Origin of the sequence: Paenibacillus sp. FSL F4-0097, assembly GCF_038593125.1 — a bacterium.
Taxonomy (GTDB): Bacteria; Bacillota; Bacilli; order Paenibacillales; family Paenibacillaceae; genus Paenibacillus_AQ; species Paenibacillus_AQ odorifer.
This window is the reverse complement of sequence record NZ_CP151965.1, coordinates 2,202,042-2,216,172: the sequence shown is the minus strand read 5'-3', so window position 1 is coordinate 2,216,172 and position 14,131 is coordinate 2,202,042. Positions and strand designations below refer to the sequence as shown.

Here is a 14,131-nt window from a genome sequence, read left to right as displayed (position 1 = left end):
AAGGAATTCATAAGGGCCAATTTCATTTTGACAGCGTATTGTCCAAAACATATAATTGATATATATCAACTATATGACGATGATTGATATATGTCAACTACATAGATGTTTGATGACTTTAAAATACAAGGTTAGGTGGTTAAAACAATGAATACTGAACGTAAAGACACGTCGAGAGGACAATTAGAACTGAAGCTAGGTGGACAAATTAGTGCCCTTATTAGCGCTTCGCATGCCCTAAATGTCAGAACTGCTGCCGCTTTCGATTCATCTGTACAACCTGCTGCTTTCCATATAGTTCGTTGGCTGTACTCCTATGGTCCAACAAGTGCCTCTGTATTAGCAGAATCTACGGCTATGGATCGTAGTTCAGTCAGCCGTCTCATCAAGCAACTCGAGAATTTGGGTTATATCAAAAGGGAAGACTCCCCTAACGATCGTCGAGCTATACTTCTTACTCTCACTGATCTTGGGCGGCAAAAAACCTTTGACGCGTTACAGGATAAGGAGTTCATATTTTATGAGCGCATAGCCCAATGGGATAATCAACAGCTTGAGACATTTATCGAAATGCTTCAGGAGTTTAATGGATTTAATGATAATTAATAAATGGAAATCGAGTAGGAGGGGGCGGCTAGCCCCCGACCTCTCACACCACCGTACGTACCGTTCGATATACGGCGGTTCATGAAATATTCCGTAAGGAGTTGTATCTGTCCAATACACTCTTTAATCCATTGGCTTCCCAATATTGGTTATTCAATACATGTTGTAGAATTGGACTCCCTGCAATTCGCCAATACCCTTTTCGGGTATTTCCCCACTCATAGGCTTTATCCTTAGGTACCCCTAAGGATATAAGTCTTTTGACTTTGGTTCTAGGGGTCTTCCACTGCTTCCAGAGGCACATTCGTAGCCTTCTTCGTATCCATTTATCCATATCTCGAAAGGTACTTGGGGTATCCGCCAGCGAGAAATAACCGCACCATCCCATGAGGTAGTGGTTTAGTTCCTTGATTCGCTCTTCCATCTTCATCGATCTCTTTCGAGAGGATATCTCCTGTATTCGAACCTTGACTCTCTGTAAGGATTGCTTCGCAATTCTCACCTTTGGTTCTTTGTCCACACTAAAACTAAATCCTAGAAACTTTCGTTTCCAGGGACGGTCTACCGCGCTCTTTACTTGGTTCACCTTCAGCTTTAGCCTCGTCTCGATGAATCGGGTGACAGTTGTCTTGACTCTCTCTCCTGCTCTTAGCGTTTTCACGTAAATATTGCAATCATCCGCATAACGAACGAAGCGGTGCCCACGTTTCTCGAGTTCTTTGTCGAGCTCATCCAAGACAATGTTAGATAATAACGGACTCAGTGGACCGCCTTGCGGGGCACCTTCCGTTGTCGGGGTTACTAACCCGTTCTCCATCACACCTGACTGAAGATATTTGCGGATAAGCAGGAGAACTTTCTTGTCCTCCACTTTCTCCGAAATCTTCATCATCAGTCGGTCATGGTTGACGCGATCAAAGAATTTCTCCAAGTCTAGGTCGACTACGAATCGATAGCCTTCTTTCATAAAGGTTCGAGCTTTCCTCACCGCATCATGCCCTCGTCTTTTCGGACGGAATCCATAGCTATGGTCGGAAAACTCTGGATCAAACAATGGAGTTAACACCTGCGCGATTGCTTGTTGGATCATTCGATCTGTCACGGTAGGTATTCCTAGTAACCTAACACCTCCGCCACCGGGTTTCGGGATTTCGACTCGGCGCACGGGGCTCGGTTCATAGGTTCCTTCTTCTATGGCATGCCGCAAGGTCTGCCAGTTTTGTACGATGTGTTCTCGTAAGGATTTTACGGACATCCCATCTACGCCATGACTTCCTTTATTCGCTTCAACACGCTTTAAGGCTTGCAGAAGATTTTCCCGTGATAGCAGTTGCTCCAACATTTTTTTTAACCTCTCTTTACGTGATTTATACCTTCCATTTGTGCCAAAGATGAACTCCGCCCTGCTGAAGTCCCCCACGGGATTCACCGTTTCCTTCTTCAGTCAGGTCCTTTCGGATTTTTTTCTGCATTCATCGCTCATCTTGAACGCCTGGATGTATAAATCCTATTCCATGTTCAGCCCTTCCGCAGCTGTTGCAACAGCTTGCGTACTATGGCGTCTGCTGACTTCTGTGCACTCAGCCTACTCTCACAAGTAGGGTTACGAAGTATACTCGCCTATCACACAGATCTCCCCAGGTAAGAACGCTATCTTCCCCTCCATCTATCTGCTTCATTTACTCTCGTACGCCTTTGGCAGTATGGACTTTGGTTTGTTGTGCAACCTCATCCAGCCTACGTTAGCCTTGTATGAAGTTCGTATTCCTCAGACCGGAGATTTGCCGCTGGCTTCCTTCAGATTCCACCTCGCGGTGGACACCCTTGCCTTAAGCTAATGGCTACTACTGCCTTCGCCATTCGGGACTTCAACCCTATAGATAGCGCCCATGCTGGGCGCACACAACAAAAAAACGGCATTTCTGCCGTTTCTTTAGGATGGACTCTCAGGGGCTCGAACCCTGGACAAATAGATTAAGAGTCTACTGCTCTACCAACTGAGCTAAGAGTCCATATGATGTTTGGTGGAGCCAAGGGGGATCGAACCCCTGACCTCATCGCTGCCAGCGATGCGCTCTCCCAGCTGAGCTATGGCCCCAAACTGAAATTTCAGATGTATGTAATCACACATTTTTTAATTTTAGTTTGGTCGTAATTGAGTTGTTCCGATAAACTCAAGCGTCGTAGGCGACTTCTATATAATATAAAAAATCGCCCTCTATGTCAACACTTTTTTTAAAATTCATTTTTCCACTCAAATTCTCCGCTCAAAACTCAGAGGAAACAAACCAGTACCAGCACTCTTAACAGACCCTAGGATTGGTTGTAACGCCCTAACTGGTCAAAACCCTATAATCCCTCTAATTCTCCCGTACTCTTGGACAGCAGCCCCTTGAGTTCCTTCATGAACATATTAATATCCTTGAACTGGCGATATACGGACGCAAAACGAACGTAAGCCACTTCATCTACTGGGTAGAGCTGCTCCATCACGAATTCACCAATCTGTTGGCTTTCCACTTCCGCAACGGCGATGCCGCGCAAAGATTTCTCAACCTCGGACACGATCTTTTCTAGACGTTCCACAGAAACCGGCCGTTTCTCACAAGCACGGATGAGACCGCGGAGTATTTTATCACGACTGAATTCCTCACGGCTGCCGTCTTTTTTAATTACAATCAGTGGCGTCTCTTCAATCATTTCAAAAGTAGTGAACCGTTTGCTGCAACGCTCACATTCACGCCTACGACGGATTGACTTATTTTCATTCGCTGGTCGCGAGTCCAGCACTTTAGTATTTGTGTGATCGCAGTAAGGGCATTTCATAAGCTTCATCACTTCCTATTACATAATGGTATTGGTCCCGGAATGTTATAAATCCGGCTTTTGAACGGCTTTTTTATTATTTCCAGAAATCACCGTTTTTTTCTTGTAATGATAATGGCAAGTCCGGCACATAATACAGTTACCAACAGAGGAGGTGAACAGCAATGAGCCAAAGCAACAACTCCAATAACCTTGTAGCTCCAAATTCCCGCGGTGCCTTGGAACAACTTAAATACGAAGTTGCCCAAGAACTAGGAATCACGCTTTCCCCAGATGGTTACCAAGGCAATAAAACTTCTTATGAAAATGGTTCGATCGGTGGTTACATCACTAAACGTCTTGTAACCCTGGCAGAACAACAACTGGCAGGTCAATACAAATAACCTGACCAACATAAGCTTTTTGAAGAAGTATTAAACGACCTACAAGTCGTTTAATACTTCTTTTTATACATAACACGGCAGAAATTAAAATTCTTTGTAAATGTCCGTGTACTGATCATAGTAATAATTAACGCGCTGTACATAATGCCTGGTTTCACCAATGGGAATATCTTTAATGGTTGCATCTGTCCCATCCCAGATCCCTTCGTCCAACCAGCGTTGAACTTTTCCCGGCCCAGCATTATAAGCTGCGATAATTGCTGTACGTTTGCCTTCGAACTGACGGGATAAAGTTGAAAGATACCATGTACCCAGTTCAATATTAGCCGAAGGCTCATGCTTGAGTTCTTCCATAGATACGTTTGGAAGCTTGGCCTTTTCCAGCGCCCACTTCGCGGTATCCGGCATAAGCTGCATCAGCCCTAGTGCGCCTTTTTTGGATTCTCGTCCAGTTTTAAAGTTCGTTTCTACACGAATAATCGCGGTTACAAGAAACGGGTCTATCTCATAAGTGATGCTGTGCTTACGAATCTCGTCTTTAAAATGGATGGGATAAAACCACGACATCCAGTTTGTACTCAGAAACAATATTGCCGTAAAACCAACAAATAGCAGAAGCAGTACTCTTTTTTTACGTAACCATTTCATGATAAACCCAGCCTGTCCCAAAAAACAGCAACCTGTTGCTCAGTGTACGCAAGATCGCCACTGTTGTCGATGATGTAGTCCGCTTTATTACGTTTCTGTTCAATATCCATCTGTGCATTCAATCGCGCTTCTGCTTCTTCTAAAGAGAGCCTGTTACGTTCCATTAATCGAGTAATTTGCACTTCACGGGGAACGTAGACTACTACAATCTCATGGAACAGGGTCTCAAGCCCTGATTCAAAAAGAAGCGGAATATCCACAATAATAAGCCGCTTCGGCTCTTCCTGCTCCATGCTGTACATACGATTTTTGATTTCCTGCCGGATGGCAGGATGCGTCAAATTGTTCAAGGTTTGCAGGGCCACCGGATCTTGAAAGACGATTTCACCTAATTTGGCCCTATTCAGTGTTCCATCCGGAAAAAGGATCTCTTTTCCAAATTGCTTAGCAGCAGCAGCCAACACTTCATGCCCGGGAAGCATAACTTCTCTGGCGATCACATCGGCATCAACCAGCCTCGCTCCCTTGTTCACAAGCAGTGCAGACACTGTGCTTTTTCCGGATGCGATTCCTCCGGTTAAGCCTATAATCATGTACTCACCTCATAATAGCTTCAGTATTCCCATTGCAATTAATAATAACGCTGGTAATGCGGCAGCATGCTTCATCCAGTAGTTCCCGGCAAATCTAAGTCCAGTCTTCATACCCAGCAATAGAAATGTACCACTAAACAAAGCTATTGTAAGTGATGTCCATATCGGATTGAAGCCAAGCAGCGCTGCGCCAAGTCCAGCCCCAAAAGCATCCAGAGAGAGCGCAATCCCAAGTATCATCGCTTCCATCGAAGAGATGCTTCCTGAGGCATCCATATCCGCAGAAGACGGGGTACGCAAGATCTGCACTACAATCCCCAAACGGCGAAGCTCAAGCGAAAAAACAGCTGATTTCAACGGTTCATCATTCATAACAGGTTCTGTACCCGCTTCAGAATCAGCAGCTACCTCTGCCCAAGCCTGCCCGGAAAATGAGCCCTCATCTACCGTTTCAGCTTTACGTCCGCCATCTGCATCTTTCTCTTTTTGCATCAGCATCTGAACAAGTGACCAGCACCCCATTAGCACAAGTATAACCGCACCAACCATAGAAGCTGCATTCGGAGACACTACCTTAGCAAGCAAAACCCCAACCTGCATCGATACACAGATAACTACCCCCGAACAGAGCGAGATAATCAGAACGGAGAGCAGTGGTATTTTCATTTTACGCAGCCCATATGTAATTCCTACACCAAAACCATCCAAACTCAAGGCAAACGCTAGCAATAGCAGTGAAAATAATGGGCTGAGCACCCGCAATCCCTCCTGTGAAGAACCGGAAAACTGAAATTTTATCGTTTCAGCTTCCGTTCTCTATTAAGCATTCTTCACACAGTATATGGGCGGGACAAGTAGTGGGTGCCAACCTTATTATTTCAACAAATTCAGTGAACAGTCGGACGCTGGCAATTTGGACAATAATGCGTGCCACGACCGCCTACAACCGTCTTCTCAATCATCGTTCCGCAGTTACTACACGGCTGATCTTTACGACCGTAAATCAATAGCTGCTGCTGATACGTACCGCTCTCACCTTGGCCATTAACATATGACTTAACAGATGAACCTCCGGCGTTAACCGCTTCGGCCAGCGTGCTTACAATAGCATGATGCAGCTTGTCCAATTGATTGTCCGTGAGCGCTTTGGCGCTGTCTTCAGGATGGATACCCGCACGGTGCAACGACTCATCTACATAAATATTGCCGATGCCGACGATATATTCCTGATTAAGCAGCAGCGATTTAATTTTGGTGCTTTTACCGGACACGATCTGCTTAAACCTCTCCGGTGTAAAAGAAGGCTCCAGCGGCTCCTGCCCCAGCTTATTTAAAGGTGGCAGCTGAAGATCTTCTCCCATCTGAAAAAGATGCATCGTCCCGAACTGGCGAACATCCGTATAACGCAGCTCAGTTCCATCCGTAAAATGAAAAATCACATGTGTATGCTTGTCCAGTGGGTCATCATTTGAAAAAAGTCCGTAACGGCCTTCCATCCGTAAATGTGACACAAGCACCAGACCATCCAGTACAATACGCAAAAACTTTCCTCTTCGTTCAACTTTTACAATGCTATGACCTGCCAGCAGGTGGGCAAAAGCCTGAATATCATCCGGACGCTGAATAATCCGCGCCAGCCGGACGGTTACATTCTCTATCTGCTTTCCATTAACTAACTCATTAAGTGTTCTCTTGACTGTCTCTACTTCCGGTAATTCCGGCATGATGTCTTCACCTCAACTACATTATAGCTGATATGCACACCTTAAAGGGAGTCTATTTCGCCTCGTACCAGTTACTTCCAAAGCTGACCTCTGCCTTAAGCGGCACAGATAACTTTAGGGCTCCACCCATTACTTCCGGCAAAAGCGTCTTCATAAGCTCCATTTCATCCTCTGGCACCTCGAATACAAGCTCATCGTGTACTTGAAGCAGCATACGGCTCTTAAGCCCACGATCAAATAACGCCTTGTCCATATGCACCATCGCCAGCTTGATTATATCCGCTGCTGTTCCCTGTATAGGTGTATTCATTGCTGTCCGCTCCGCAAAAGAGCGCAGATTAAAGTTCTTCGCATTAATCTCCGGCAGATAACGGCGACGTTCGAGCAATGTGGTCACATAACCATACTTCCGTGCCTCCACTACAATATCGTCCATATAGCGGCGTACACCCTGATAAACCTCAAAATATTGCTCAATAAATTGCGCGGCTTCCTTACGCGGAATATTCAGATTCTGCGAGAGACCGTAATCACTGATCCCGTAGACGATCCCAAAGTTAACGGCTTTTGCGGCACGGCGCATATTACTGTCCACCTGTTCTGCGGTCACACCGAACACATCCATCGCTGTCTTCGTGTGAATATCCATATCATGCAGAAAGGCTTCCTTCATCCGCTCATCGCCGGAAATATGTGCCAGCACACGCAGTTCGATCTGCGAATAGTCGGCTGCCAGGATGGACCAGCCCGGTTCGGACGGAACGAATACCTTGCGGATTTTGCGTCCTTCCTCTAGACGAATCGGGATATTTTGCAAGTTCGGGAATTGGCTGCTAAGCCGTCCTGTAGCGGCAATTGTCTGCCGATAGAATGTATGCACCTTCCCTGTGTTCGGGGAAATTTCTTTAAGCAGCCCCTCTACGTAGGTAGATTGCAGCTTTGCAATTGTGCGATATTGCAGAATCAAACGCACCACATCGTGGTATGGCGCCAGTTTCTCAAGCACTTCGGCATCCGTGGAATAACCCGTCTTCGTCTTCTTGACGACAGGCAGACCTAGCTTTACAAACAAGATTTCACCCAGCTGCTTTGGTGAGTTCAAATTAAACTCAGTGCCACAAATCTCGTATATTTCACTGACCAATTTAGAAATTTGCGCCTCGAATTCTTTTCCAAGCTCTTTAAGATCACCAGCATTGACTGCAATCCCCTGTTTCTCCATATCCGCCAAAATCCGTGACAAAGGCATTTCCAGATCCTCGAATAGCCCTGTCATTGCGGTCTCCACCAGCTCCTGCTGTTGCTTCTGTGCGATTCCAAGAACCGTTGCACTCTTTCGTGCAACGTGATTTCCTAAAACTTCAAGCTCAGGGATTTTGTATTTGGCACCTTTACCAAATACCTCTTCATCAGGAGAGAGCCGCGGCAAGCCGTATTTAGCAGTGAGATCATTTAGATTCTGATTAGCCTCCGTAGGATCAAGCAAATAAGCCGCCAGCTGCACATCATGGGCTGCACCTGCAAAAGCAATTCCCTGCCAGTGTAGAGCCAAATCAGCGCGGTGAAGATCATATCCACTTTTCGGAGCCTTTTCATCTCCTAGCCAATCACGCAGCTTCGCAGCGGCCGGTTTATGCAGTAATTCAAACGGCACATAGTAATGCCGCTCCAGAGAGGACAATCCTATTCCGATTACCTCGGCACGATGCGGATTATCTCCATACGATTCCACATGCAGCGCCGAAATACCAGTCAGGGCTTCACTGAGCTCCTTAAGTTCTTCTTCACTTACGATCGTAATATCAAGTGCCGCAGCTTCTACTTCAGCTGCACTCTCCTCACCCTCGGTAACAGGAGCATAAGCACTAAGCGACAAACGTTCCAACAATGATTTAAATTCCAGCTTGGCAAGCGCTGGTCCGGCTGTATCCGCTGAAATTCCATTAAAGACCATGTCTTCCCACGAATGCTCAAGCGGTACTTCACGATAGATGGTCGCTAATTTTTTGCTCATCACCGCATCTTCCGCATGGGTTTCCAGTTTCTCTTTCATTTTACCCTTTAGCTCACCGGTTCCAGCTAAGACACCTTCCACTGATCCAAATTGATGCAGCAGCTTCAAAGCTGTCTTCTCACCTACGCCGGGTACTCCCGGGATGTTATCACTTGCATCGCCCATCAGCCCTTTAAGATCAATGATCTGCTCAGGGGTTAGGTCATATTTCTCCCGGATTTGTTCCGGCCCATAAAGCTCAACTTCGGTGACCCCTTTGCGGATTAAAGCAACGGTCGTATGTTCAGAGGCCAGCTGCAACATATCCTTGTCTCCCGACACGATCATAACCTGCCGTCCCGCTTCATCCGCCTGGCGTGAAATGGTGCCAATAATATCATCAGCCTCATAATTGCCAATTTCAAACTGCGGTACACCTAAATTAGTCAGCAATTCCTTCAACAAAGGGAACTGCTCGGAGAGTTCCGGCGGTGTTTTTTGCCGGCCGCCCTTATAATCTTGATAACCTTCATGCCGAAAAGTAACTTTCCCTGCATCGAAAGCGACAATCATATGTGTCGGTTTATGTTCTTCGATTAAACGAAGCAGCATCGTTGTAAATCCGTACACCGCATTTGTCTGTTGCCCTGCTGTATTCGTCAGCGGGGGCATCGCAAAAAAAGCACGGTAAATAATATTGTTTCCATCTATAAGTATCAACTTGTCCATAGTGCACCTCGCCTTTTTCATGCTTACTCCTTACATCTTACCATATGCCCTGTACAAGTAGAAACGGCTTTACCAACCTAAACAGTGGGATAAGCTGATATGTTAAGGATATACAACAAGTAGCCGCCCTTTTAAAAGGGCGGCTACTTAGTTTAACTAAAGATATAACAAAAGATGTGTGAGTACAAATTACTGATTCAAGTCCGGACGGCTGCCTGTGACCAGATAAACAACACTCTCACCAATGTTAGTCGCATGATCGGCAATCCGTTCAATATAACGGCCTACCAGCGTTAATAACATAGCTTGGGACACAGAATCCGGTTTTGCCACCATATAACTATATAGCTCATTGATCATCGAACCATATAATTGATCGACCTGATCATCATCTTGTGCCATTCTATAAGCCAGATCAGTGTTCTCATCCAGATAAGACTGGATAGCCTCATCAATCATGGTCGTCACAATTTCCGCCATACGCGGAATGTCTACAAGCGGCTTGATCAGCTGCTGTCCATGGATGCGCATAGTTGCTTTCGCAACATCAATAGCCAAGTCACCCATACGTTCCAAATCGCTAGATATTTTGAAAGCAACGATAATGCGGCGCAAATCTTTTGCTACAGGCTGCTGCGTAATAATTAGCCGTGAGCCAATTTCCATGATTTTATCTTCCATGGCATTCAGCTGCAAATCTGCTTTAATGATTTCCTGAGCGCGTACAGTATCAAGATTCTGTAAAGCAACAATTGCTCCACCAAGAGCATCTATTACATGTTCACCCATCTGCTGCAGCAGACTGCGCAGCTCTTCCAAATCTTTATCAAATTCTTTTCTGCGAATCATAGTAAGAGCGATCCTCCTCATTAATGTATGGTCAGCTTGCCATTTCCAAGGACGAGCGCCCTTGTAGCCCGTATCAGCCGAAACGTCCAGAAATATAATCTTCGGTGCGGGAATCCTTAGGAGTCGAGAACAACACCTCTGTATCCGCCGCCTCTACAATTACACCATTCAAGAAAAACACGGTTCGACCAGATACACGTGCCGCCTGATGCATGTTATGAGTAACCATAACGATTGTATACTTACTTCTTAATTCCTGTACAAGCTCCTCTATCTTGAGCGTAGACACAGGATCCAGTGCAGACGTTGCTTCATCCATGAGCAGGATATCCGGCTGAACTGCCAAAGCTCGGGCAATACACAGCCGTTGCTGCTGTCCGCCGGACAAGCTAAGGGCAGATTTTTTCAGAAAATCTTTAACTTCCTCCCACAGCGCGGAATGACGCAGACTTTGCTCTACAATCTCATCCAGTTCGCTCTTTGAACGAATGCCATGCAGGCGAGGACCGTAAGCTACATTGTCGTAAATCGACTTTGGAAAAGGATTTGGCTGTTGGAATACCATGCCGACCTGTTTACGCAGGCTTTCTACCTCTACCTCGTCACTATAAATATTTTTGCCACCGATGTTTACAGTTCCTTCAATACGTGTACCAGGAATCATATCATTCATACGATTCAGCGTGCGCAACAGAGTGGATTTTCCGCAACCGGAAGGTCCGATAAAAGCAGTAACCTGTTTCTCCGGAATTTGCAGATTCACATTCTTCAGTGCGTGAAATGACTCATAGTAGAGATCAAGTTTCTCTATGTCAATGATGGATTTCATTAGTATTTACGTCTCCTTCTCATCATCTTCGTTCTCCATAATAAGCTTTTAATGTAAATACAGTTGGAGAGAAATGTTAACGCAATGTAAAATTGGTGAAGATGAATTAGTCCACGTGATAGTATTCCCTACAATTCGGCGTGTAATCTCACCTGAATCTTGTTTATGAACGGGATAAAGAAGAAAACTCCAGTCATGCTAAATGACCGGAGCTCTCTTTTTGTTAACAACTAATTTATAACCTACACCTCGAATGGAATCGATATGAACGGATTCTGGATCTAGCTCAAGCTTTTTACGGAGTGAACTTACATGCACATCAACTGTACGCTGTCCACCAATATAATCAAAGCCCCAAACAGCGTTCATAAGATCATCTCTTGTCAGCACTACCCCGGGTTTACGGGCCAAATATAACAATACCTCGAACTCTTTAGGTCGAAGGTTGATGCTATGTCCTCCTAAGGAAACTTCATACCGCTCAGGATAGATTTCTAGTTGTCCTAGAATGATCGTTGAAGCAGATATAGGTGTCTCTTGTGGAGCCTCCTCAGCAAGGCCGGAAATCCGCCGTAATACAGCGCTCACTCTTGCAAGCAATTCGGATACTCCAAAAGGTTTGGTTATATAATCATCAGCACCGGATTTCAGCCCTCTAACCACATCTTCTTCAGCATTTTTAGCAGTCAATACGATAATAGGTGTGCGGATACCTTGTCCACGCAATTTATCAAGGATGTCAATGCCATTCATTCCTGGCAGCATCAGATCCAATACGATCAAGTCAAAAGGTTCCCTCGTCGCACGATCATATCCTGCCGTTCCATGATCCTCTACCGTCACCTCGTAACCTTCCTGCGTTAAGTTATAGGACAGCAGCCGGGCTAGTGTCGGTTCGTCTTCAATGACAAGCAATCGTTGAGCCATAGGTTCCCCCGTCTTCCATATAGTTTGATTTTTACAAAACAGCAACAAAACCATCATATCACCGTAATGTTAACTTAGTGTAAAATTGAAAAAGTGAATTTACAAAAATCTAATCGGTCTTTTCTTCCTGCAGCAAAGGCAATTCAATCACAAAGGAACTGCCGATTCCCAGATCACTTTCAACTGAAATCACTCCATGGTGCATATCTACCAAATGCTTCACAATAGACAGCCCCAATCCCGTTCCACCGGAGCTTCTGGATCTTGCCTTATCCACACGGTAAAAACGTTCAAAAATACGCGGCAGATCTTTTTTAGGAATCCCCATACCCGTATCGCTAACAGTAAATTGAACATTTTCGGAGCCATCTGGTTTCAGTAGACTCTTAACGTAGACCTTTACGTTTCCGCCTTCATGTGTGTAATTAATCGCATTAGAGAAAAGATTCATAAAGATTTGACGCAGCTTATCCTCATCCGCCTCAATGAATAGCTCCTCAGGAACCTCTACATTAAGACTAATGTTTTTCTTCTCAGCGACTTTACTGATGGTTCCCAGCACGGAATCAAAGAATTCAATGATATGAACCGGTGAGCAATCGAGCTGCACCCGTTTAGATTCGATTTTAGATAATTCCAGAATATCTCCAATCAAGCGATTTAAACGCTCATTCTCATCATATATAATTTGCAGGAAGGATCTCGCCGTCTTCTCATCTTTAACTCCGCCTCCCAGTAAGGTCTCGGCAAACCCTTTGACCGCTGCAACCGGAGTCTTTAGTTCATGCGATACGTTAGCGACAAATTCACTGCGCATCCGCTCCAAACGGCGAATTTCCGTAACCTCTTGCAATAGGAAAAGCATACCTCTGTACGTACCATCCTGGATCATCGGAACCGCGTCCATCCGTACAATTCGCTCTCTTGGGTTATAAATACTTCGCTCTTCATGAATCGGCTCCCGGCTTAATACCCCTTCTTCAAGCAGACGGGTTAGCTCATAATGCCGTTTTAACTCTTTGTACGAATGACCCGCCATTTCACTGTTGCTGACATCAAGCATTCGCTCTGAAGCCCGATTGAGCAGCGCAATCTCTTCTTCCGCATTGATCATTATGATGCCGCCAGTCATATTATCCAGCACGCTTTGCAGCAGATCCTCATTATCACGAATCGTCTTGAGCTGGTCTTGAAGACTGTCTGCCATCGCATTAATCGCTGTAGCCAGCTGTCCAACTTCATCTTTACGCTTCAAATGAACTCTGGCATCATAATCCAGATCGGTAATCCGCCGGGCGACTCTTGTGATTTGCTCCAACGGGGAAGTCATGCTTGAAGCTACTTTATAGCTCACAATCGTTGCTGACAAGAACAAGATAATAAGACCTGCAGCCATGATCATCCAAGCATGCTTAAGACCTTGAGTAACAGCATCAAGTCCCATTGAGACCCGAATATAGCCGTCAAACCCCTGATCTGAAGTTACCTTTCCAGCCACATATAACATCTCATGCTTTAGAGTTTCGCTGTAACGGATTGCCCGTCCAGTTCCCTCTTTCGCAGCCCCTATCTCTTCTTCACGATTGGAGTGGTTGTCCATTTCCAAGGGGTTTTTCTCAGAATCGCCAATTACTTTACCCGACTTTGTAATAAACGTTATCCGAGAATCTAAAAGTTTAGAAATATGCTCCGCCTGTTCAGTGTAATACGGGATCGCATTTGAAGAATTCATATCTACAAATTCCAGTGTGCCTGAGAGCAAGCTTATTTCCCGGGACATATTCTCTTCCAGAGCAGTTATATGGGAGCTCTTAAACAGATGAGCCATCGTAAATCCAGTACCAATCATGGAAATACCGATTAAGGCCATAAGTATAAACGTAAGACGAGCGCGAAACGGTTTCATCTGAAATGTGCCTCTCCCTTTATCATTGTATCTTTTATCCTAACTTCATTTTCTCCAAAATACCAGTACGACTATGACCGTGACATAAGCCCCCCAGAGTAGATTATATAAAAATAAC

General features: G+C 45.2%; 14 protein-coding genes and 2 tRNA genes. 3 read left to right on the top strand and 13 right to left on the bottom strand.

What is annotated here, in order from left to right:
* The first annotated feature begins 147 nt into the window (after positions 1-147).
* Entirely contained in the window at positions 148-606 is a 459-nt protein-coding gene (locus MHH86_RS09840) for a MarR family transcriptional regulator (protein ID WP_038569696.1), read from the top strand.
* A 79-nt stretch (positions 607-685) separates the two neighbouring features.
* On the opposite strand, the gene ltrA is transcribed toward MHH86_RS09840, so the two are convergent.
* The gene (gene ltrA, locus MHH86_RS09835) at positions 686-1,948 is read right to left on the bottom strand and encodes a group II intron reverse transcriptase/maturase (RefSeq protein ID WP_076317345.1); all 1,263 of its coding nucleotides are present in this window, start codon (positions 1,946-1,948) and stop codon (positions 686-688) included.
* A gap of 361 nt (positions 1,949-2,309) precedes the next feature.
* On the opposite strand from ltrA, the gene MHH86_RS09830 reads away from it, so the two are divergent.
* A complete protein-coding gene (locus tag MHH86_RS09830) occupies positions 2,310-2,444 on the top strand; it encodes a hypothetical protein (protein ID WP_256720279.1) in 135 nt (44 codons plus the stop codon).
* Between the two features lie 101 nt (positions 2,445-2,545).
* On the opposite strand, the gene MHH86_RS09825 is transcribed toward MHH86_RS09830, so the two are convergent.
* The 3 genes from MHH86_RS09825 to nrdR form a co-directional block, all read right to left on the bottom strand.
* Positions 2,546-2,618: transfer RNA gene (locus MHH86_RS09825), tRNA-Lys, on the bottom strand.
* A gap of 10 nt (positions 2,619-2,628) precedes the next feature.
* Positions 2,629-2,704 (bottom strand) — tRNA-Ala (locus MHH86_RS09820).
* 251 nt (positions 2,705-2,955) lie between these two features.
* Positions 2,956-3,432 (bottom strand): transcriptional regulator NrdR, encoded by a 477-nt coding sequence (gene nrdR, locus MHH86_RS09815; protein WP_036678976.1) that lies wholly within the window; start codon positions 3,430-3,432, stop codon positions 2,956-2,958.
* 164 nt (positions 3,433-3,596) lie between these two features.
* Between nrdR and MHH86_RS09810 the strand changes: the two genes are divergently transcribed.
* The gene (locus MHH86_RS09810; protein ID WP_036678974.1) at positions 3,597-3,815 is read left to right on the top strand and encodes an alpha/beta-type small acid-soluble spore protein; all 219 of its coding nucleotides are present in this window, start codon (positions 3,597-3,599) and stop codon (positions 3,813-3,815) included.
* 84 nt (positions 3,816-3,899) lie between these two features.
* Here MHH86_RS09810 and MHH86_RS09805 read toward each other — a convergent pair whose 3' ends face one another.
* The 9 genes from MHH86_RS09805 to MHH86_RS09765 form a co-directional block, all read right to left on the bottom strand.
* A complete protein-coding gene (locus tag MHH86_RS09805) occupies positions 3,900-4,463 on the bottom strand; it encodes a lytic transglycosylase domain-containing protein (protein ID WP_036678971.1) in 564 nt (187 codons plus the stop codon).
* Entirely contained in the window at positions 4,460-5,056 is a 597-nt protein-coding gene (gene coaE, locus MHH86_RS09800) for a dephospho-CoA kinase (RefSeq protein ID WP_076104070.1), read from the bottom strand. The genes MHH86_RS09805 and coaE overlap by 4 nt, the downstream gene beginning before the upstream one ends.
* Positions 5,057-5,065: 9 nt before the next feature.
* Positions 5,066-5,812 (bottom strand): manganese efflux pump, encoded by a 747-nt coding sequence (locus tag MHH86_RS09795; RefSeq protein ID WP_076104071.1) that lies wholly within the window; start codon positions 5,810-5,812, stop codon positions 5,066-5,068.
* A gap of 131 nt (positions 5,813-5,943) precedes the next feature.
* On the bottom strand, positions 5,944-6,780 hold the full coding sequence (gene mutM, locus MHH86_RS09790; RefSeq protein WP_076124923.1) for a DNA-formamidopyrimidine glycosylase: 837 nt from the start codon (positions 6,778-6,780) through the stop codon (positions 5,944-5,946).
* Positions 6,781-6,832: 52 nt separating this feature from the next.
* On the bottom strand, positions 6,833-9,502 hold the full coding sequence (gene polA, locus MHH86_RS09785) for a DNA polymerase I (RefSeq protein ID WP_076316796.1): 2,670 nt from the start codon (positions 9,500-9,502) through the stop codon (positions 6,833-6,835).
* 189 nt (positions 9,503-9,691) lie between these two features.
* Positions 9,692-10,351: a phosphate signaling complex protein PhoU gene (gene phoU / locus MHH86_RS09780; RefSeq protein ID WP_036678957.1), complete on the bottom strand. Its 660-nt coding sequence runs from the start codon at positions 10,349-10,351 to the stop codon at positions 9,692-9,694.
* Positions 10,352-10,424: 73 nt separating this feature from the next.
* Positions 10,425-11,180 carry a phosphate ABC transporter ATP-binding protein PstB gene (pstB, locus tag MHH86_RS09775; protein WP_036678954.1) on the bottom strand — a complete coding sequence of 252 codons (756 nt, stop codon included), beginning with the start codon at positions 11,178-11,180 and terminating at the stop codon, positions 10,425-10,427.
* Between the two features lie 198 nt (positions 11,181-11,378).
* Positions 11,379-12,107: a response regulator transcription factor gene (locus tag MHH86_RS09770; RefSeq protein ID WP_036678951.1), complete on the bottom strand. Its 729-nt coding sequence runs from the start codon at positions 12,105-12,107 to the stop codon at positions 11,379-11,381.
* 109 nt (positions 12,108-12,216) lie between these two features.
* Positions 12,217-14,013, bottom strand: a complete 1,797-nt coding sequence (locus tag MHH86_RS09765; protein WP_036678948.1) for an ATP-binding protein — start codon at positions 14,011-14,013, stop codon at positions 12,217-12,219.
* Between the last annotated feature and the right edge of the window lie 118 nt (positions 14,014-14,131).